Annotated in this window: 23 protein-coding genes and 1 pseudogene; 16 read left to right on the top strand and 8 right to left on the bottom strand. The window is 58.8% G+C overall.

From position 1 onward, the window contains the following. Nucleotides 1-190 precede the first annotated feature (190 nt). The 3 genes and pseudogenes from GQ39_RS11735 to GQ39_RS11725 all read left to right on the top strand — a co-directional run. A pseudogene (locus GQ39_RS11735) lies at nt 191-637 on the top strand (ABC transporter substrate-binding protein); the annotation flags it as partial. A 148-nt stretch (nt 638-785) separates the two neighbouring features. After that, nucleotides 786-1685, top strand: coding sequence for a polysaccharide deacetylase family protein (locus GQ39_RS11730; protein WP_047529954.1), 900 nt, complete (start codon nt 786-788; stop codon nt 1683-1685). A gap of 113 nt (nt 1686-1798) precedes the next feature. Then, complete coding sequence (locus GQ39_RS11725; protein ID WP_047529953.1) at nt 1799-2038, top strand: DUF1652 domain-containing protein; 240 nt, start codon at nt 1799-1801, stop codon at nt 2036-2038. A gap of 53 nt (nt 2039-2091) precedes the next feature. Here the strand turns inward: GQ39_RS11725 and GQ39_RS11720 are convergent, their stop codons facing one another. Then, nucleotides 2092-2979 (bottom strand): LysR family transcriptional regulator, encoded by an 888-nt coding sequence (locus GQ39_RS11720; RefSeq protein WP_047529951.1) that lies wholly within the window; start codon nt 2977-2979, stop codon nt 2092-2094. 127 nt (nt 2980-3106) lie between these two features. Between GQ39_RS11720 and GQ39_RS11715 the strand changes: the two genes are divergently transcribed. The 8 genes from GQ39_RS11715 to GQ39_RS11680 all read left to right on the top strand — a co-directional run bounded on the left by GQ39_RS11715 (nt 3107) and on the right by GQ39_RS11680 (nt 10786). After that, a complete protein-coding gene (locus tag GQ39_RS11715) occupies nt 3107-4255 on the top strand; it encodes a muconate cycloisomerase family protein (RefSeq protein WP_161793932.1) in 1149 nt (382 codons plus the stop codon). Nucleotides 4256-4265: 10 nt separating this feature from the next. Beyond that, on the top strand, nt 4266-4556 hold the full coding sequence (gene catC / locus GQ39_RS11710; protein WP_047529949.1) for a muconolactone Delta-isomerase: 291 nt from the start codon (nt 4266-4268) through the stop codon (nt 4554-4556). A 55-nt stretch (nt 4557-4611) separates the two neighbouring features. Next, the gene (gene catA, locus GQ39_RS11705; RefSeq protein ID WP_047529947.1) at nt 4612-5541 is read left to right on the top strand and encodes a catechol 1,2-dioxygenase; all 930 of its coding nucleotides are present in this window, start codon (nt 4612-4614) and stop codon (nt 5539-5541) included. Nucleotides 5542-5722: 181 nt separating this feature from the next. Continuing rightward, nucleotides 5723-6682 carry an AraC family transcriptional regulator gene (locus GQ39_RS11700; RefSeq protein ID WP_047529944.1) on the top strand — a complete coding sequence of 320 codons (960 nt, stop codon included), beginning with the start codon at nt 5723-5725 and terminating at the stop codon, nt 6680-6682. Nucleotides 6683-6955: 273 nt separating this feature from the next. Next, a complete protein-coding gene (gene benA, locus GQ39_RS11695; protein ID WP_047529942.1) occupies nt 6956-8320 on the top strand; it encodes a benzoate 1,2-dioxygenase large subunit in 1365 nt (454 codons plus the stop codon). Then, complete coding sequence (benB, locus tag GQ39_RS11690; RefSeq protein WP_047529940.1) at nt 8317-8805, top strand: benzoate 1,2-dioxygenase small subunit; 489 nt, start codon at nt 8317-8319, stop codon at nt 8803-8805. The genes benA and benB overlap by 4 nt, the downstream gene beginning before the upstream one ends. A gap of 10 nt (nt 8806-8815) precedes the next feature. Next, nucleotides 8816-9829, top strand: coding sequence for a benzoate 1,2-dioxygenase electron transfer component BenC (gene benC / locus GQ39_RS11685; protein WP_047529938.1), 1014 nt, complete (start codon nt 8816-8818; stop codon nt 9827-9829). Nucleotides 9830-10012: 183 nt separating this feature from the next. Continuing rightward, nucleotides 10013-10786 (top strand): 1,6-dihydroxycyclohexa-2,4-diene-1-carboxylate dehydrogenase, encoded by a 774-nt coding sequence (locus GQ39_RS11680; RefSeq protein WP_047529936.1) that lies wholly within the window; start codon nt 10013-10015, stop codon nt 10784-10786. 11 nt (nt 10787-10797) lie between these two features. Here the strand turns inward: GQ39_RS11680 and GQ39_RS11675 are convergent, their stop codons facing one another. Continuing rightward, a complete protein-coding gene (locus GQ39_RS11675; RefSeq protein WP_047529934.1) occupies nt 10798-11160 on the bottom strand; it encodes an NUDIX hydrolase in 363 nt (120 codons plus the stop codon). A 216-nt stretch (nt 11161-11376) separates the two neighbouring features. On the opposite strand from GQ39_RS11675, the gene GQ39_RS11670 reads away from it, so the two are divergent. Continuing rightward, complete coding sequence (locus tag GQ39_RS11670) at nt 11377-11568, top strand: hypothetical protein (RefSeq protein WP_047529932.1); 192 nt, start codon at nt 11377-11379, stop codon at nt 11566-11568. A 59-nt stretch (nt 11569-11627) separates the two neighbouring features. Here GQ39_RS11670 and osmE read toward each other — a convergent pair whose 3' ends face one another. Both osmE and GQ39_RS33305 read right to left on the bottom strand, forming a co-directional pair. Next, complete coding sequence (osmE, locus tag GQ39_RS11665) at nt 11628-11978, bottom strand: osmotically-inducible lipoprotein OsmE (RefSeq protein ID WP_047529930.1); 351 nt, start codon at nt 11976-11978, stop codon at nt 11628-11630. Between the two features lie 13 nt (nt 11979-11991). After that, nucleotides 11992-12234: a hypothetical protein gene (locus tag GQ39_RS33305; RefSeq protein ID WP_047529928.1), complete on the bottom strand. Its 243-nt coding sequence runs from the start codon at nt 12232-12234 to the stop codon at nt 11992-11994. A gap of 163 nt (nt 12235-12397) precedes the next feature. On the opposite strand from GQ39_RS33305, the gene GQ39_RS11655 reads away from it, so the two are divergent. The 3 genes from GQ39_RS11655 to GQ39_RS31415 all read left to right on the top strand — a co-directional run bounded on the left by GQ39_RS11655 (nt 12398) and on the right by GQ39_RS31415 (nt 14131). Then, entirely contained in the window at nt 12398-12616 is a 219-nt protein-coding gene (locus GQ39_RS11655; RefSeq protein WP_047538777.1) for a hypothetical protein, read from the top strand. 89 nt (nt 12617-12705) lie between these two features. Beyond that, nucleotides 12706-13047, top strand: a complete 342-nt coding sequence (locus GQ39_RS11650; RefSeq protein WP_047529926.1) for a hypothetical protein — start codon at nt 12706-12708, stop codon at nt 13045-13047. Between the two features lie 574 nt (nt 13048-13621). Continuing rightward, nucleotides 13622-14131 (top strand): hypothetical protein, encoded by a 510-nt coding sequence (locus tag GQ39_RS31415; RefSeq protein WP_081997896.1) that lies wholly within the window; start codon nt 13622-13624, stop codon nt 14129-14131. Nucleotides 14132-14235: 104 nt separating this feature from the next. On the opposite strand, the gene GQ39_RS11635 is transcribed toward GQ39_RS31415, so the two are convergent. Both GQ39_RS11635 and GQ39_RS33010 read right to left on the bottom strand, forming a co-directional pair. After that, entirely contained in the window at nt 14236-14883 is a 648-nt protein-coding gene (locus tag GQ39_RS11635; RefSeq protein WP_047529924.1) for a helix-turn-helix domain-containing protein, read from the bottom strand. Continuing rightward, nucleotides 14880-15041: a hypothetical protein gene (locus GQ39_RS33010; protein ID WP_167361775.1), complete on the bottom strand. Its 162-nt coding sequence runs from the start codon at nt 15039-15041 to the stop codon at nt 14880-14882. Before GQ39_RS33010 ends, GQ39_RS11635 begins: the two co-directional genes overlap by 4 nt. Nucleotides 15042-15306: 265 nt before the next feature. Here GQ39_RS33010 and GQ39_RS11630 point away from each other — a divergent pair, with 265 nt between their 5' ends. Further along, nucleotides 15307-15522, top strand: a complete 216-nt coding sequence (locus GQ39_RS11630; RefSeq protein ID WP_003173733.1) for a TOBE domain-containing protein — start codon at nt 15307-15309, stop codon at nt 15520-15522. A gap of 70 nt (nt 15523-15592) precedes the next feature. On the opposite strand, the gene GQ39_RS11625 is transcribed toward GQ39_RS11630, so the two are convergent. Together GQ39_RS11625 and GQ39_RS11620 are read right to left on the bottom strand one after the other, a co-directional pair. Beyond that, nucleotides 15593-16225 carry a response regulator gene (locus tag GQ39_RS11625; RefSeq protein ID WP_047529914.1) on the bottom strand — a complete coding sequence of 211 codons (633 nt, stop codon included), beginning with the start codon at nt 16223-16225 and terminating at the stop codon, nt 15593-15595. A 34-nt stretch (nt 16226-16259) separates the two neighbouring features. Then, nucleotides 16260-17621, bottom strand: a complete 1362-nt coding sequence (locus tag GQ39_RS11620) for a cache domain-containing protein (protein WP_047529913.1) — start codon at nt 17619-17621, stop codon at nt 16260-16262. Between the last annotated feature and the right edge of the window lie 239 nt (nt 17622-17860).

The raw sequence follows: 17860 nt of genomic DNA, 5'->3' as shown, positions 1-17860 counted from the left end.
GGAGTCGGGATGTACGGCAGAAAACACTCTGTTGAGTTGCTGTTGCTGAGCCAACACCACGCAATGCGGGTCATTAGCTTATGCATAAATAGAATTTAAACGCTTCTTGTAAGAGCGTTATGGTCTAGCGCAATCACTTTCAAGGAGCCCCCGATGAACCTCTCCCGATTCGTGCGCGGTCTGTTGACCAGCCGCATTGCCCCAGGGCAGCATCGATGCCTTCCCGGTCTGGGAACCCTACATTTCCCAGCAAATCCTGTTTTCCGGCGCCCGGCCGATCCTCACGGCCAAGAACCTGATGCCGGGTCTGAGCGCCATCGCCGCGTCGACGCCTTCGATCGACAGCAAGCGGGAAGCCATCGCTGACTTTCTGGGGCGCCTGAAAAAGGCCCGAGCCTGGGTCGACAACCACACCGACGAATACGCTGACCTCTGGGCGAAGAAGGCTAACCTCGATCAGGACGTTTCCCGGCATTGGTTGCGCCAGGCGCACATGTCCGTCGGCCCGGTGGATGCCCAGGCTGCCAAGGATTTGCAGAGCACCGCGGACTTCCTGTTCAAGGTCAAGGCGCTGCCGAACGAATTGGCCACCGCACCGATCATCGACGACTCGTTCCAGCAGTCTTTTAACCACTAACCCCTGTTTCCGGCAGCGGCGGAACCAAACGCTGTGTACCCTGATCCAACCTCGGCCCGCAGCGACCTGCGGGCCGGCGAAGGATGAACGGGTGAAGTATTTTTGCCCTATCAAGTGGTGACCGAAACGGTCTGGCCCAAGGCAAAACATGAAACAGTTGGTCAAGTTTTTCTCGGCGATCGCCATGGCAGCCAGTCTGCTGGGTTGCATCGCCGCCCCTATTGAAATGACGCCACAGACTGAACAGCGGCTACGCACTCAAGCTCCCGTCCGTTTTCTGCTGACTTTCGACGACGGTCCCAGCGCGTCGAGTTTCTGGAACCCGAGTGAAACCGTGCTCGATAGCCTGGCGCGCAATCCGCTGCAACCGGACATCAAGGCCGTTTTCTTCGTGCAGACCCGCGCTACACGGGCCGGCGGCAGTGACATAGGGCGCGCGGTCATGCACCACGAGCGCGATGCCGGGCACATTCTCGGTTTTCATACCGCTACGCCTTCGCACACCAACCATCGTTCCCTCGACCCGCAAGCGCTGGAACAGGCACTGACCGATGGCAGCGCCGACATCGCCGCGATCACGGGCACCTCCCCAACGCTGGTGCGTCCGCCTTTCTGGAACTACGACAAACGCACCTTTGCCGCTTATCAGCAGCATGGCATGCATGTGTTGCTGACCGACTTGAGTGCCAATGACGGCAAGATCTGGGGTTTTAATGCCAGCCCGCGCCGGCGCGCTCACTTCCTGCGCTCGATGTCCGAAGTGCGCGAGCGCATCGCCCTGGGAGAGCTGCCGGTGGTCGATGGGGTGATTCCGGTGGTGGTGACGTTTCACGATCTCAATCGCTACACCGCGCGGCACACCCGCGAGTACCTGCAAATCCTGCTCGACAGCGCCCAGGCAACGGGGGTGAGAACTGCAGAACAGCCGTTCTACGACGACACCGCCGCACTGCAGCGGGCGGCGATGGCGCGTACCGTTCGCGACAGTTCGCAGCCGGTTGAGTTGCCCGGTTTCTGGAACTGGATCTGGGGCGCGAACGCCCATTGAAGAAGTGCTCGGAATTGAGAGGTAGCTAACATTTTTTTCTGGCGCAGGATTGGCAAAGTGCATCTATCCTGAGTGGGATCCAATCCGATCAATCGCCGTACGAGGCAGCGGCCATGGTTTCCATTTCAGTCCTTTGCAATATTGTCGAGTCCGGTTTTGTGCCGTTGGCCTGCGAGTGCACGGAGCACGGCGGTCTTCTGCGAATCGAGATCTACGAACCCGCGAGCAGGCGAGTGGAGTTGTTTATCAGTGGTGTCTCGACCAAACAGCTGACCAGCGTGCGTGCCATTTCCGATTTCATTGGCGAGTTGCGCACCGAGATGAAGGCTGGGCGCCGGGCGTTTGCCGGTTAAAGTCGATCGCGGGCCACCGCTGAACCTGTGGCGAGCTCCCTCGCCACAGGTCCTCATGAGCCTTGCGGCAACAACTCATCGATCATCCTCAGACAGTGGTTCAACCCCGGCGACACATCGCCTACCCGTCGGCTGAGAATGATCGGCGAGGTCGCGTTGTCTTCCAGTAACGGGGTGAAACCGATGTCGTCGCGGTGCACCAGTTGCACCGAGGCGGGCACCAGCGTGACGCCGATTCCGGCCCCCACCAGTCCGATCGCCGTTTGCAGTTCGTTGGTCCATTGCGCCACATGGATCCTCACGCCGTAGGATTCGAAGAGTGCAATCACGTGGTCGGCGTAGCTTGGTCGTGGATTGCCGGGGTACAGCACGAAGGGTTCTTTTGCCAGGTCGCGCAGGCTGATGGGGCCGGCGAGCAAAGGGTGGCCGGCGGGCAGGGCGGCGACCAGGCGATCTTCGGTGAGGACGGTCTGGATGATTGCCGGATCGTCGATGCGTATTCGACCGAAGCCGATGTCGATACGCCCGGCCTTCAGTGCCTGCACCTGTTGCAGGGTGGTCATCTCGGACAGCCCGAGCTCCAGCTCAAGGGGTTCACCGCTGCGCAAGCGGCGAATCAGTTCTGGCAACACGCCATAGAGCGTCGACGGCGCAAAACCGATGCCCAGCCAGGTCTTTTCCCCCAGGCCGATCCGCCGCGTGTTGTCGCAGACCTTGTTCAGTTGTTCCAGCAGCGCGGTGGAGTGTTCATGGAAAAACCGCCCGGCATCGGTCAGCTTCAGCGGTCGCCCGCGTTCCAGCAGCATCACGCCGAGTTCATCTTCCAGCTGCTGGATCTGCCGGCTCAGGGGCGGTTGGGCGATGTGTAGCAACTCGGCGGCGCGGGTGAAGTTGAGGGTTTGGGCCAAGACCTGAAAGTAACGCAGGTGACGCAGTTCCATGGAGCCTCCAGTCGCCGATCGGTTGTATACCTTTAAGGTATCAAATCAGACCAATTCTATATTGGCTTCACGAAAAAAGCCGTACGAGAATCGATCCCAGAACTTCAAGAACCTGACGGGTATCGAAATGCTTGCAACAGCCATTGAGTCGATCGAGACGATCATCGTCGATTTGCCGACCATCCGCCCGCACAAGCTGGCGATGCATACGATGCAGAACCAGACGCTGGTGATCATTCGGGTACGGTGCGCCGATGGCATCGAAGGCATCGGCGAATCCACCACCATCGGTGGCCTGGCCTATGGCAACGAAAGCCCGGACAGCATCAAGACCAACATCGACACGCATTTCGCGCCACTGTTGATCGGCCAGGACAGCGGCAACGTCAATGCCGCGATGTTGCGCCTGGAGCGCAGCATCCGTGGCAACACCTTCGCCAAATCCGGGATCGAAACCGCGTTGCTCGACGCCCAGGGCAAGCGCCTCGGCCTGCCGGTCAGCGAACTGCTCGGCGGTCGCGTGCGTGACGCCCTGCCGGTGGCCTGGACCCTGGCCAGTGGCGACACCGGGAAAGACATCGCCGAAGCGGAAAAGATGCTCGACCTGCGCCGCCACCGCATCTTCAAACTGAAAATCGGTGCCGGTGAAGTCAACCGGGACCTGGCGCACGTGATTGCCATCAAGAAAGCCTTGGGCGACCGCGCCAGCGTGCGGGTCGACGTCAACCAGGCCTGGGACGAAGCGGTGGCACTGCGTGCCTGCCGGATTCTCGGCACCAATGGCATTGACCTGATCGAGCAGCCGATTTCGCGCAACAATCGCGCCGGCATGGTGCGCCTCAATGCCATGAGCCCGGCGCCGATCATGGCGGACGAATCCATCGAGTGTGTGGAAGACGCGTTTAACCTGGCCCGTGAAGGCGCGGCTTCGGTGTTCGCCCTGAAGATCGCCAAGAACGGTGGCCCGCGTGCGGTGCTGCGTACCGCCTCCATCGCCGAAGCGGCGGGCATCGGCCTGTACGGCGGCACGATGCTCGAAGGTGGCCTCGGCACGATGGCGTCGGCCCATGCCTTTGTTACCTTGAACAAACTGGCGTGGGACACCGAGCTGTTCGGCCCGCTGCTGCTGACCGAAGACATCCTCAGCGAACCGCTGGTTTATCGCGATTTCGAGTTGCATGTACCGAAAACCCCGGGGCTGGGCCTGAGCCTGGATGAAGAACGCCTGGCGTTTTTCCGTCGCGACAAAACATCCACTGCCATCCATCAAGCCTGAGGAGAGCATTATGCTGTTCCACGTAAAAATGACCGTGAACCTGCCGGTCGATATGAATCCGGAAGCAGCCAGCAGACTGAAAGCTGACGAGAAAGCCCTGGCCCAACGCCTGCAAGAGCAAGGCAAGTGGCGTCACCTGTGGCGAATCGCCGGGCACTACGCGAACTACAGCGTGTTCGATGTCGACAGCGTTCAGGAACTGCACGACCTGCTCATGCAATTGCCGTTGTTCCCGTACATGGCCATCGAGATCGATGCGATGTGCCGCCATCCTTCTTCCATCCGTGACGATGACCGCTGAACCCCGCCCGTTCAGCTCGCAACGCCAATAATTACAAGATGAGGAACCTACCAAAATGAACATCAAGATTTCCCATACTGCCGAAGTCCAGAAATTTCTCGAAGAGGCCAGCGGCCTGTTCAACGATGCTGGCAACCCACGCGTCAAGGCCCTGATGTACCGCATCCTGCGTGATTCGGTGAACATCATCGAAGACCTGGCCGTGACCCCGGAGGAATTCTGGAAAGCCGTTAACTACCTCAACGTACTGGGCGCGCGCCAAGAGGCCGGGCTGGTGGTGGCCGGGCTTGGCCTGGAGCATTACCTCGACCTGCTGATGGATGCCGAAGACGAACAGGCCGGCAAATCCGGCGGCACGCCGCGCACCATCGAGGGCCCGTTGTACGTGGCTGGCGCACCGCTGTCGCAAGGCGAAGCGCGCCTCGATGACGGCGTCGATCCCGGTGTGACACTGTTCATGCAAGGTCGCGTGTTCAACACCGCTGGCGAACCGCTGGTCGGCGCCGTGGTGGACGTGTGGCACGCCAACACCGGCGGCACCTACTCGTACTTCGATACCACGCAATCGGAATTCAACCTGCGTCGCCGTATCGTCACTGATGCCGAAGGCCGCTACCGTTTCCGCAGCATCGTGCCGTCGGGTTACGGCTGCCCACCGGACGGTCCGACCCAGCAACTGCTCGATCAACTGGGCCGTCACGGTCAGCGCCCGGCGCACATCCACTTCTTCATTTCCGCGCCGGACCATCGTCACCTGACCACCCAAATCAACCTCGATGGCGATCAATACCTGCATGACGATTTCGCCTACGCCACCCGTGACGAGTTGATCGCCAAAATCACCTTCAGTGATGATCAGGCACGTGCAGCGGCCCACGGTGTCAGCGGTCGATTTGCGGAAATCGAGTTCGACTTCACGCTGCAATCGTCGGCCCAGCCAGAAGAGCAGCAGCGCCACGAGCGGGTCCGCGCTCTGGAAGACTGATCACAAAACCCTGTAGGAGCAGCCGGTCGACGCTCGATTGCTCGCGATGGTCGTTAACGATAACGCGTGTTTACTGGCTAAACGCTGTGTTCTCGAGTCCATCGCGAGATAGCTCGCTCCTACAGGTGTTTCGGTTCTAGAATGAAGTGATGCAACCCATAATAACAATCAGAGTGACCCGATGATGCAAGCGCAACTGTTGAGTCAGCGCAGCAGAGTGTTCGACCACGCCGACCCTCATGCGGTGTCTGGCTACGTCAATCAGCATGTCGGCAACCATTGTATTCTCATGCCCCGGGCAGGCCGCCCGCTGGCCAGTCTCGACCATCGCAAATTCGCCAGCCTCGATCTGTGTCGCATCAGCTACGGTGGCAGTGTGCGGGTGACCTCAGGTGCGCTTGAGGATATCTACCACCTGCAAGTGTTGCTTCGCGGCAACTGCCTGTGGCGCGGGCACGGCCAGGAACATTACTTCGCCCCTGGCGAATTGCTGCTGATCAACCCCGACGATCCGGTCGATCTGACGTATTCGGCCGATTGCGAAAAATTCATTCTGAAAGTCCCCACCCGGTTGTTCGAGTCGGTCTGCGAAGAGCAGCGATGGCGTTATCCGGGGCAGGGCGTGCGCTTTCTGGAGAACCGCTATCAGCTCAATGAGCTGGAAGGTTTCGTCAACTTGCTGGCAATGATTTGCCAGGAGGCCGAGGCCACCGAGCAGATTCCCAGGGTGCAGGAGCATTACGCACAGATCATCGTCAGCAAGATGCTCAGCTTGATGAAGACCAATGTCAGTCGCGAGTGCCTCGGTTCGCCGACGGCCACCTTCGACGTGATCGCCGATTACATTGCGCGCAACCTCAAGCAAGACATCGACAGCGAAGAACTGGCGCGGCAGGCCAGCATGAGCCTGCGTTCGTTGTATGGCCTGTTTGAACGCAATGCCGGGCTCACACCGAAAAACTACATCCGCCAGAAACGCCTGGAACGCATCAATGCCTGTCTGAGTGACCCGACCTGCAACGTGCGCAACGTCACTGAAGTGGCGATGGATTACGGTTTCCTGCACCTTGGTCGATTCTCCGACAGCTACCGCAAGCAGTTCGGCGAGCTACCCTCCGACACCCTCAAGCGCCGCCACTGAAACCTTCAGGCTTGATGTTGTCTGGTCTGGCCCCATCGCGAGCCAGCTCGCTCCCACAGTGATTTCGGTTGGGCGCAAAACTTGTGTTCAGCCACTAAGCCTGCGGGAGTGGGCTTGCCCGCGAAGAGGCCCGTACATTCACCATCGATGGCGCATGACACAACGCCAGCCCCTTGCACAAAACGGATACAAGTCTGCATCCCGCGGATAGTCCGTCACATCCCTCCGTCCTAGCATGACCCTGCCTGAACAATAACAACGGAGGCGGCGGCCATGACCCTGCGACCTGAATATATTCACTCCCTGCTTGAAGACGACCCTGCCCAAGGCCTGTATCGCTGCAAGCGCGAGATGTTCACCGACCCGCGCCTGTTCGATCTGGAGATGCAGCACATCTTCGAAGGCAACTGGCTGTACCTGGCTCACGAAAGCCAGATTCCCAATATCAACGATTTCTACACCACCACCATGGGGCGCCAGTCGATCTTCATCGCGCGCAACAAGGATGGTGTGCTCAACGCCTTCATCAACGCTTGCAGTCATCGCGGCGCGACCCTGTGCCGGCACAAGTCCGGCAACAAGAGCTCCTATACCTGCCCGTTCCACGGCTGGACGTTCAACAACTCCGGCAAGCTGCTCAAGGTCAAGGACCCGGCCAACGCCGGCTACCCGGCGAGCTTCAACTGCGAAGGCTCCCATGACCTGACCAAAGTCGCGCGTTTCGAGTCCTATCGCGGTTTCCTGTTCGGCAGCCTCAAGGCCGATGTAGTGCCGTTGGTGGAGCACCTGGGCGAGTCGGCGAAGATCATCGACATGATCGTCGACCAGTCCGTCGATGGCCTGGAAGTGCTGCGCGGTTCCTCCAGCTACATCTATGAAGGCAACTGGAAACTCACCGCCGAAAACGGCGCCGACGGTTACCACGTCAGCTCAGTGCACTGGAACTACGCCGCCACCCAGAACCAGCGCAAGCAGCGCGAAGCCGGTGACGAAAACCCGACCATGAGCGCCGGCAGCTGGGCCAAGCAGGGCGGGGGTTTCTATTCCTTCGACAAGGGCCACATGTTGCTCTGGACCCGCTGGGCCAACCCCGAAGACCGCCCGCTTTACGAGCGCCGCGACGAGCTCGCCCAAGACTTCGGCAAGGCTCGCGCCGACTGGATGATCGAGAACTCGCGCAACCTGTGCCTGTACCCGAACGTGTACTTGATGGACCAGTTCAGTTCGCAGATCCGTATTGCCCGGCCGATCTCGGTCAACCGCACGGAGATCACCATTTACTGCATCGCCCCTAAAGGTGAGAGCGACGACGCCCGTTCGAAGCGGATTCGCCAGTACGAGGATTTCTTCAACGTCAGTGGCATGGCCACACCGGATGATCTGGAGGAGTTCCGTTCCTGCCAGACCAGCTACCAGGGCAGCGTCACGACGTGGAACGACATGTCCCGCGGCGCCGAGCACTGGATCGAGGGCGCCGACGAGGCGGCCAAGGAAATCGACCTGCATCCGCTGCTCAGCGGTGTGCGCACCGAAGACGAAGGCCTGTTCGTGCTGCAACACAAATATTGGCAGCAGACCATGCTCAAGGCCCTGGCGGCCGAACAGTCCGAGTTGATTGCCGTGGAGACCGTGCAATGACCATCACCTATGACAGCGTGCGCGATTTTCTCTACCGCGAAGCGCGTTACCTCGACGACCGGCAATGGGATGAGTGGCTGGAGATGTATGCGCCGGACGCCACATTCTGGATGCCGTCGTGGGACGACAACGACGAGTTGACCGAAGACCCGCAGCGCGAAATCTCGCTGATCTGGTACGGCAACCGCACCGGCCTGGAAGACCGCGTCTTCCGCATCAAGACCGAGCGTTCCAGCGCGAGCATTCCGGACACCCGTACCTCGCACAACATCAGCAACATCGAGTTGCTCGAACAGGCCGACGGACTGTGCAAGGTGCGCTTCAACTGGCACACCCTGAGCTTTCGCTACAAGACCGTCGACAGCTATTTCGGCAGCAGTTTCTACACCCTCGATGTGCGCGGTGAGAATCCGCTGATCAAGGCCAAGAAAGTGATCCTGAAGAACGACTACGTTCGTCAGGTCATCGATGTCTATCACCTGTGAGGCGGCCGTCATGACCCATTCCATTGCGTTCAACTTCGAAGACGGCGTCACTCGGTTTATCGACGCCAATGCCGGCGAAACCGTGGCCGATGCCGCGTACCGTCAGGGCATCAACATTCCGCTGGACTGCCGCGACGGCGCCTGCGGCACCTGCAAGTGCTTTGCCGAGGCCGGTCGCTACGACCTGGGCGAGGAGTACATCGAAGACGCCCTCAGCGCCGATGAAGCCGAGCAGGGCTTTGTCCTCACCTGCCAGATGCGCGCCCAGAGCGATTGTGTGGTGCGGGTGCCGGTGTCGTCGGATGTCTGCCGCACCCAGCAAGCCAGCTACGACGCCACCATCAGTGCCGTGCGCCAGTTGTCCGACAGCACCATCGCGCTGTCGATCAAGGGCGAGGCGTTGAACAAGCTGGCGTTCCTGCCGGGGCAATACGTGAACCTCGGAATTCCCGGCAGCGGTCAAACCCGTGCCTATTCGTTCAGCTCGTTGCAGCGCGACGGCGAAGTCAGTTTCCTGATTCGCAACGTACCTGGCGGCCTGATGAGCAGCTTCCTCACCGGCATGGCCAAGGCCGGCGACAGCATGAGCCTGGCCGGTCCCCTGGGCAGTTTTTACCTGCGCGACATCCGTCGGCCGTTGTTGTTGCTGGCGGGCGGCACCGGGTTGGCGCCGTTCACGGCAATGCTGGAGAAAATCGCCGAGCAGGGCAGTGAGCATCCGCTGCATTTGATCTACGGCGTGACCCACGATTTCGACCTGGTGGAGCTCGATCGCCTGGAAGCCTTCGCCGCGCGCATCCCGAACTTCAGCTACAGCGCCTGCGTGGCCAGTCCCGACAGTCAGCACCCGCTCAAGGGCTATGTGACCCAGCACATCGAGCCGAAGCATTTGAACGATGGCGACGTCGATGTCTACCTGTGCGGCCCGCCGCCGATGGTGGAAGCGGTCAGCAAGTACATCGGCGAGCAGGGCATCAAGCCTGCGAACTTCTACTACGAAAAATTCGCCGCCAGCGCGGCGTAAGTTGCGCGCAAATCCCGTGCACGACACAGAACCCATGTGGGAGCGAGCCTGCTCGCGATGAGGGCAGAACATTCGACATCGATGTCGCCTGTGAGCCGGCTATCGTGAGCAGGCTCGCTCCCACAGGACTGTGTTTCGTCCGGCACTTCTTCATTGACCTGCATCCTTAGTCATGGGGTACACATGAACAGATTTCACGAAAAAGTCGCGCTGATCACTGGGGCAGCCCAGGGCATCGGGCGCCGGGTTGCCGAACGTATGGCCGCCGAAGGCGCAAAGCTGATCCTGGTCGATCGTTCCGACCTGGTGTTCGAGGTGCAGACGGCACTGTCACAGACCTGCCAGGTCCTGGCCCTGACTGCCGACCTTGAGCAATACGATGAATGCGACCGGGTGATGCACACCGCCGTCGAGCGCTTTGGTCGGCTCGACGTGCTGATCAACAACGTGGGCGGCACGATCTGGGCCAAGCCGTTCGAGCACTACGAGGCCGCGCAGATCGAGGCCGAAGTGCGCCGCTCGCTGTTTCCGACGCTGTGGTGCTGCCATGCCGCGCTGCCATTCATGCTGGAACAGGGCAGTGGAGCGATCGTTAACGTTTCATCCATTGCGACCCGTAGCGTCAACCGCGTGCCTTATGGCGCGGCGAAAGGCGGGGTGAATGCGCTGACGGCGTGCCTGGCATTCGAAACCGCCGGGCGCGGCGTGCGAGTCAATGCCACCGCGCCGGGCGGTACCGAAGCGCCGCCACGAGTCATTCCGCGCAACAGTGCCGAGCAGAGCGCGCAAGAGAAAATCTGGTACCAGCAGATCGTCGATCAAACCCTTGAGAGCAGTTTGATGAAGCGCTATGGCACGCTGGATGAGCAGGCCGGGGCGATTCTGTTTCTGGCCAGCGACGAAGCGTCCTATATCACCGGCATGGTCATGCCCGTGGGCGGTGGCGATCAGGGCTGACGCACAGGCCGTTACAGGCGACGCTGAAACGCTTTGATGATGCGCAGCGTGGCGTCGCTGGTGCTCAGGTTTTGTACGGTATCCATCGGGAACCAGATGAAGTCGACAATTTCATTTTGCGCCCGGACCTCATGCAGATTCACCACGGAGGCTTCGTAGACGTGGTGTCGGGTATCGCCGGTTTCCAGTTCCATCAGGTACAGCATCTCGTCGGCGTACAGGCCGGTTTCTTCCTGCAGTTCGCGTATGGCGGCGTCAGCCCGGGTTTCTCCGGGCTCGACTTTGCCACCGGGCAGCGCCCAGCGGCACCTCAGCTTACGCACGAGGAGAATGTGCCGGTCCTGCTCGCAAATGACGGTTGCGCGTACTTTCATGTGTGACCTGATGGCTTGCTGTCATAGAACTGTAACAAAAATGCAATATTCACGCCGCGTGCCGTTTTGCCTGTGGTTGTGTTGTTCGATGTGAGTGATACCTGAAAGTGCCATTGAATCGGCCGTGGTGATACGACGTCTGGTCGGCATTCGGACAAAGGGTGGGTGTAAGGTAGGCACGTCAACTTGGACATCACTGCCAAAACGGAGGTGACTATGAGTCTTTCGATGTTGAACAAGATGCATATGAACGGCTATGACGTAATCAGCGTGAACAACGGTCCGTGGCGGGTATGCACCAAAGGTGACCGTCTTGCCTCATTTGGCAGCCGCGAAGAAGCACTGGCGTTTGCAGCGTCGCTTCCCGGCTACAAGGCACGCTCGGGCAGGCAGGCGAACAGCCAGTAAGCCAGTTGATTGCATGTAAAGCCCCGGCATTCCGGGGCTTTTTGACGTTGGCGCGGTGGTCAGTAGCCTCCGCCACCGGAGTGCGAAGGTTCCCTGGCTTTTTGCTGCGCGTGGCTCCATTCGGCGCAGGTCATGAAACTGGTGTGGTCGACCTTTCCCCGGCTGTCGAAACTGACGTTGTACGGCTGTTTTTTGCCGGATTGGGTCAACGTGTAATCGAAGCAGGTGCCGGGCTCGACGGTGCGGTCCGTTATCGATAGCGGTGGGCCGCCGATCTGCTGGACCTGTTCCTTGCTCATGCCGGTGTCGACCTTGGCCACCAGCGGCTGCCCCCGGAACGCCCCAGACTCGGTATTACAGCCATTCAATGCCGTCAGCACCACGACCAGCGAGCACAGAAGCCTGTTCATGTCGGCGCTCCGCTCAGTGAGTTTTGGTGGTTCGACTGATGGCCCGGGCTTTGACTTCTTCGGCGTAACCCGCCAATCGTCCTTCATTGCTCTGGAAAACTTCGCACAGCCGCAGGGCGGCCTGTGCGTCTACGTCATTGCCGGCCTGGCGCAACTGCTCGGCGATGCGTAACAGTTCCACGGCGGACCACCTCAAATCCGACGCAACACTCTGCAAATCACGGCGAAGTTCTTGTTCCGACTCGTTAAGCCACATGATGACCTCCTGAATGTCTGCGCTACGAAATTTTAGACCCGTTTCCCAATGGGGCGTTGTGTTCGTCTGATCCCGTGCGGCTTCCTTTGGTCGGGAAGTTTGCGCGAACTCGTAAATCCGCTGTCGTATTGGAGTATCGATTTCCTGGGCGGGGGCAATGCAAATGACAACGACCGATGACTTCCGGGCGCACGCTCACGAGCTGATCGTGGATCTGGATGCGGCCACCAGCGCAATGATGACACTCATTTCCGAGCACCGGCTCAGTGGGCCGGAATGGGAGCGGGTCACGCAATGGCAGCACGAGGCCTATGAGCGGTGGATGACTTATCTCAACACGCGCTCCTACCCCGGCCCCGGCGATAATACGGTCGGCCACTGAGTGGCCGGACTCACCAATGTCGTTGTGAGAAATGGATGTCAGGGCGACGACACGCTACATTTCATGTTTTCAGGAATTAAGGGCGCTTTATGCAGAGCCGGATGTTGATGGGCGGAGTTGGATTGGCGTTATTGGCGGGGTGTTCATTGCCGACGTCCCTGGTCCCAGGTGAACCGAACGTCAGCAAGTACAGTGAAAAGACACCAAAAGAGCTCGCGGCGTGTGTGTTGCCCGAGTGGCAGAAGGAGATATCCCACACCACTCAGATCTCGATTTCCAACGGCTACAGGATTACCGCGCCGAGTATCGTCACTGCCGATGAAGTGCTGGATATCGTGAAGTACAAGGATGGCAGCCGCGTATCACTTTATCAGGGGCCACCCTGGGCCAAATCAGGCGCGCTGCGAAAGGGCGTGCGCGACTGTCTGTAGGATTCAATCGGATAGTTCAATGACCTGGATGAGTTGATCGCCACCTGTGTGGGCGGCAGCGGATCCTCTGATCGCGATTGCATGAGTCAGGTTTCGCCCAAGTTAAGGTGATTTCTACCTTAGCCTTAAAAAATATCAGGATATTTAGAGGGTTAGAACGCTTAGTAACTACGTGGTTAATTAAAATATCTTGTTACAGGGCGAAATATTCCGTAATATCCGCGCCGCGTTCACCACCACGGTTTATGCATTTTTAAATCCCAGGCGTCCATCAGCTGCCTGGGATTTTTTTTGCCTGAAATTCAGCCCCGTTTAGACCGATTATTTCTTTCGGTTATTTGAATAGGCTCGACGGGCATATCCATAGCCGCAAAATACATGTCGCCGCATTTATTCTGGCCATGATCGAAGACAATCATTTGTCATAACGGAAATATCCGTCCTGCCTGCCTCGTTAAAGCTGCCCTGACATCGACTTTGGCTGTTTGACCATCAGCTTGTTGCGCCTGGCCGATTCCATAGAATCCGTCCCATCAGCTTCGTCCAACTATCCAATCCTTCAGGGAGCAACACCATGATGAACGCCATGCCGATGCAAATGCCGATGAACACCAGCATGCCCATGATGCCGATGATGGGCATGCCGATGATGATGGCGACCATGACCTGCGAAATGATGGACGACGGCATGATGTGCAAGATGATGCCGGCCGCTGGCATGGACATGGCGATGTTCAAGAACAGCGCTGAAATGATGCAGATGATGATGAACTGCGGCATGCCGATGATGATGCACTGCGGCAACATGAGCATGATGTGCATGTCTCAGGCGAGCATGGCCATGCCGATGATGAACATGATGATGCCAATGCCGATGATGGGTATGCCGATGCCATCGATGAAGTGCGTGATGGAATGCACCATGATGGCCGACGGCATGATGTGCAAAATCATGCCGATGGCCGGCATGAACATGGACATGATGAAAAACTGCTGCGCCCTGATGATGAAAATGATGAACGATTGCAGCATGCCGATGATGATGAGCTGCAATGGCATGCCACTGATGTGCTGCACCTGCTGATCCCTGGCGGCAAGCGTTGAAAAGCCCGGCCAATGCGAATTGGCCGGGCTTTTCATTGGCGATCGGCGGGAGGAGGCAAGCCGGCTCCCGCCGTTATAGGTGGTTCAGTCCAGGCGTTCCGGGTAAGTCACCACCAGGTACGCCAGCGCTTCACTGTCGGCGGGGTTGCGATAGCGATGGGGCTGGTCGGCATAAAACAGAATCGAATCCCCGGTGGAAAGCAGATAGCGCTCATCGTTGACGCTGATTTCCAGCACCCCCTGAGCCACCACCAGGTTTTCCTGGACACCAGGACCATGACCCTCGGACTGATCCTCGCCCAGCGGGCTCAAGCGCAACTCGTAAAATTCCGATTGTCGCGCAACGTCGTAGGGAAACAGGGCGCGGCTGACAAAAGTGCCGCTGGCGCTGACCAGGCGCTTGCTCTGACTGGCCGACAATACCGCCACGCCTTCAAAGGCCCGATGCTCAAGAAAGGCGGCCACCGATACCTTCAAGCCCTTGGCGATTTTGCACAGCACTTTGATCGACGGCACGCTGCGGCCGGATTCGATCTGCGCGAGCATCGCCCGGCTTACACCGCACAGTCGGGCCAGGGCATCGAGTGACAGAAGGCGCTTACTGCGCAGGCGTTGAAGATTCTGTGCGACCCGCTCGCAGTTGGCATCTTCATCCTGTGGGTCCAGGTGATTCAAATCCAGTACCGGTTCATCGGCGCTCACCAGGAAGCGCGAGGGTTGATGCGCGTTCACGCGTGACGCGTCTCGGTGGCCCGGGCAGCTTGTACCCATTGAAATGCCTGGAGTCCGGCGTTGCGTGCATACATTTCCCACATGGCCCGAGCCCGTTGCTGAGCGTGTTTGCGTTTGCGATAGCTGGCGAAGTCGATGAGGTTGTCAGTCGGATTCATGGGGCACTTCACTGTGTAGATGAATGACGGGATGAAGCGAGAGTACGCGGATATTTTTATAACTATAAATACTGTTTTTGTATTTATTAATTCTATTTTGTTCTTATTGGAGTCAACGTTTCAGGCCGTTGAATAGGGTGGCTTGATATCTCCAAAAGGAATAATAAAAGAATTATTTATTCCTTTTAATGTGTATTCACTCAGTGCACCTTGAGGTCCTGCACATCCATATGGATGTACTCGACATCAGACAGGAAGCCTCACCATGACTATCAAAGCGATCAACGTCCGTAACCAGTTCAAGGGCGTCATCAAGGAAATTCTGCTGGGCGAAGTGGTCTCGGAAATCGACGTGCAAACCGCCTCCGGCATTGTCACGTCGGTGATTACCACCCGTTCGGTGCGCGACCTCGAGTTGAAAGTGGGCAGCGAAGTCATTGCCTTCGTAAAATCCACCGAAGTCTCGATTGCCAAGCTCTGAGGCCTGATAAGACGGTCACCTGAAGGCGCCGGCTTGCCGGCGACGGCGATCCCGAGGGCACGAATGGGGGTTAGCGCGAAATGATCCCGTGATCGATCGCGTATTTGACCAGTGCCGCGGGTTTGTCGATGTTGAGCTTGCGGCGGATGCTCAGGCGATGGGTTTCCACCGTGCGCACGCTGATGTCCAGCTCTCGTGCCATTTCCTTGTTGTTCAGGCCCTGGGCCATTTTGTAGAGCACCTGGCTTTCACGAGGGGTCAGCTCATTGTCGGTGTTTTTATCGGCGATGAGCCGTTGGGCGATTTCGGCGCTGTAGAAGGTGCCGCCGCTGGTGATGGCCTCGATGGCGGCGATGATCTCCCGTGACGGTGCGTTTTTCAGCACATAGCCGCTGGCACCGGAACGCACCGACTCACTCACGTACTCATAGTTATCGTACATGCTCAGCACCAACACCTTGAGCGCCGGATACTGACTGCGCAGGACGCGGGTCAGTTCAAGGCCGTTCATGTCCCGCAGGCTGATATCGACCAGCAACAGGTCTGGCTGGCAGCGCCCGACCATCTCGATGGCCTCGGCACCGCTCTCGGCTTCACCCACCACTTCCAGGGGCGCCATCACGCCCAGCAGCGCCTTGATCCCGTCACGGACCAGGGAGTGATCGTCAACCAGGGCGACGCGGATCGGGGAGGGCAGGGTCATCGTAGGCATTCACTCTTGTTGTTCTTGGGCGCAGTCAGCGTTGGCTGCCCGAGGGTTTCATGGGTAGCAGAACATCCAGCGAGCTTCTTCCCGGCATCGAGATCAACTCGAAACGCCCGCCAAAATGTTCGACACGTTCGCGGATATTACGCAAGCCAATGCCGGCGTGACGACGCTCGACCTGAGCGACGTTGAAACCGACACCGTCATCGACCACCGTCAGGCGCACGTTTTCTTCCGAACCGTGCAAGGTGATGGAGACGTTTTTGGCCTGAGCGTGGCGTTCGATGTTGGTCAGGCCTTCCTGGACGATACGAAACAGCGAAACGGCGGCGCCATCGACCAACTGGCAGTCGAACTCGTTGTCGTTGTACGTCACCGTCAGCCCGCTGCGTTGCTCGAATTCGGCGGCCAGTTGGCCGATGGCGGCCGGCAGGCCCAGGGTGTCGAGCAAGGACGAGCGCAGGTCGTGGGAGAGGCTGCGCACTTCGCCAATCGCCTGGCCCAGGCGTTCAGTGGCGTCTCTCAAAATGCCCAGGCCTTTGTCCTGTCCGTTCTCCAGAACATGGCTGGCCAGTTCGAACTGAAACTTGATCGAGACCAGCACCTGACTGATGCCATCGTGCAGTTCGCGGGAAACCCGTGATCGTTCTTCTTCCTGCAGGCTGACAATGCGCTGGGTCAGGCGCTGCAGTTTTTTATCGGCCAGACGATGCTCGCTGACATTCAGGGTCATGCCGGTGGCGAAGACGAACAGCACCGCCACCAGTGCAACCACGGCAATCGCCATCATCGTCTTGCGAATGCCTTGGGCGACTTCGGCACGGGCCTGCTGGGTAGCGCGTTCGACGTCTTCAAGGTAGATGCCGGTGCCGAGCATCCAGCCCCAACGGTCGAGCATCACCACATAAGCGAGCTTGTCGGTCACCTGGCCGGAGGAGGGTTTGTTCCACGCGTAGCGTTGAAAGCCTTCGCCCGATTGCGCGCTTTTGAGCAGCGCCTGAATCACCGGCAAACCGTGGGGGTCTTTCATGTCCCACAGGTATTGGCCTACCAGATCCGATTGCCGCGCATGCATCAGGCTGCGGCCCTCGTGGTCATAAACGAAGAAGTAACCGTTGATGCCAAAGCTCAGCTTTCGCAGTTCTTCGAGCACCTGTTGCTGGGCATGCGCGTCACCGTGGCCGTCGTCGTACAGCGGCGCGATCAGGCTCTGCGCCATTTCCACGTAGTTTTTCAGTTCCGCGCGCTTGCTCGCCAGAATGCTGTCTTCGATCAGCTGTGCCTGTTGATCACCCAGCTGGCGATTGAGGGAAATCACCAGCGCACAGATGACGGCGATGGCCAGTACCAGCGGCAGAATCCCGAGCGCGACGATTTTGTGTTTGAGCTGCATCTTGACTCCTGCCCCCGCGAAGGCTCGGGATCATATGCCAAACAAGCACCTTGTAGGAGATAGCCAAAGGTCCGCTGGTCATGCAGACCTCCTGCTCGGGAGGGGCGTCAACGATGACGCGGGTTGTCTGAATGCCCGCGTTGCCCTGACGTACATCGCGAGCAGGCTCGCTCCTACAGGGGATTGGGGGAGGGGTGTCTACGTAGAACTACGTAGAAAACACGTACGTAGTAACGCGG

This window comes from Pseudomonas sp. 11/12A (assembly GCF_000800055.1).
GTDB lineage: Bacteria > Pseudomonadota > Gammaproteobacteria > Pseudomonadales > Pseudomonadaceae > Aquipseudomonas > Aquipseudomonas mohnii.
Note: the sequence above shows the minus strand (reverse complement) of the source record. Positions and strands in the feature narration are given on the sequence as shown.

Excerpts from the sequence above, each read along its gene's own strand:
- GQ39_RS11725 (WP_047529953.1), top strand. The coding sequence starts at position 1,799 with ATGGTTTCCATTTCAGTCCTTTGCAATATTGTCGAGTCCGGTTTTGTG.
- GQ39_RS11630 (WP_003173733.1), top strand. The coding sequence starts at position 15,307 with ATGACTATCAAAGCGATCAACGTCCGTAACCAGTTCAAGGGCGTCATC.
- GQ39_RS11730 (WP_047529954.1), top strand. The coding sequence starts at position 786 with ATGAAACAGTTGGTCAAGTTTTTCTCGGCGATCGCCATGGCAGCCAGT.
- GQ39_RS11625 (WP_047529914.1), bottom strand. The coding sequence starts at position 16,225 with ATGACCCTGCCCTCCCCGATCCGCGTCGCCCTGGTTGACGATCACTCC.
- GQ39_RS11720 (WP_047529951.1), bottom strand. The coding sequence starts at position 2,979 with ATGGAACTGCGTCACCTGCGTTACTTTCAGGTCTTGGCCCAAACCCTC.
- GQ39_RS11715 (WP_161793932.1), top strand. The coding sequence starts at position 3,107 with ATGCTTGCAACAGCCATTGAGTCGATCGAGACGATCATCGTCGATTTG.
- GQ39_RS33305 (WP_047529928.1), bottom strand. The coding sequence starts at position 12,234 with ATGTGGCTTAACGAGTCGGAACAAGAACTTCGCCGTGATTTGCAGAGT.
- benA (WP_047529942.1), top strand. The coding sequence starts at position 6,956 with ATGACCCTGCGACCTGAATATATTCACTCCCTGCTTGAAGACGACCCT.
- catC (WP_047529949.1), top strand. The coding sequence starts at position 4,266 with ATGCTGTTCCACGTAAAAATGACCGTGAACCTGCCGGTCGATATGAAT.
- GQ39_RS11670 (WP_047529932.1), top strand. The coding sequence starts at position 11,377 with ATGAGTCTTTCGATGTTGAACAAGATGCATATGAACGGCTATGACGTA.
- GQ39_RS11680 (WP_047529936.1), top strand. The coding sequence starts at position 10,013 with ATGAACAGATTTCACGAAAAAGTCGCGCTGATCACTGGGGCAGCCCAG.
- GQ39_RS11655 (WP_047538777.1), top strand. The coding sequence starts at position 12,398 with ATGACAACGACCGATGACTTCCGGGCGCACGCTCACGAGCTGATCGTG.
- GQ39_RS11650 (WP_047529926.1), top strand. The coding sequence starts at position 12,706 with ATGCAGAGCCGGATGTTGATGGGCGGAGTTGGATTGGCGTTATTGGCG.
- catA (WP_047529947.1), top strand. The coding sequence starts at position 4,612 with ATGAACATCAAGATTTCCCATACTGCCGAAGTCCAGAAATTTCTCGAA.
- GQ39_RS11675 (WP_047529934.1), bottom strand. The coding sequence starts at position 11,160 with ATGAAAGTACGCGCAACCGTCATTTGCGAGCAGGACCGGCACATTCTC.
- GQ39_RS31415 (WP_081997896.1), top strand. The coding sequence starts at position 13,622 with ATGATGAACGCCATGCCGATGCAAATGCCGATGAACACCAGCATGCCC.
- osmE (WP_047529930.1), bottom strand. The coding sequence starts at position 11,978 with ATGAACAGGCTTCTGTGCTCGCTGGTCGTGGTGCTGACGGCATTGAAT.
- benC (WP_047529938.1), top strand. The coding sequence starts at position 8,816 with ATGACCCATTCCATTGCGTTCAACTTCGAAGACGGCGTCACTCGGTTT.
- GQ39_RS11620 (WP_047529913.1), bottom strand. The coding sequence starts at position 17,621 with ATGCAGCTCAAACACAAAATCGTCGCGCTCGGGATTCTGCCGCTGGTA.
- benB (WP_047529940.1), top strand. The coding sequence starts at position 8,317 with ATGACCATCACCTATGACAGCGTGCGCGATTTTCTCTACCGCGAAGCG.
- GQ39_RS33010 (WP_167361775.1), bottom strand. The coding sequence starts at position 15,041 with ATGAATCCGACTGACAACCTCATCGACTTCGCCAGCTATCGCAAACGC.
- GQ39_RS11700 (WP_047529944.1), top strand. The coding sequence starts at position 5,723 with ATGATGCAAGCGCAACTGTTGAGTCAGCGCAGCAGAGTGTTCGACCAC.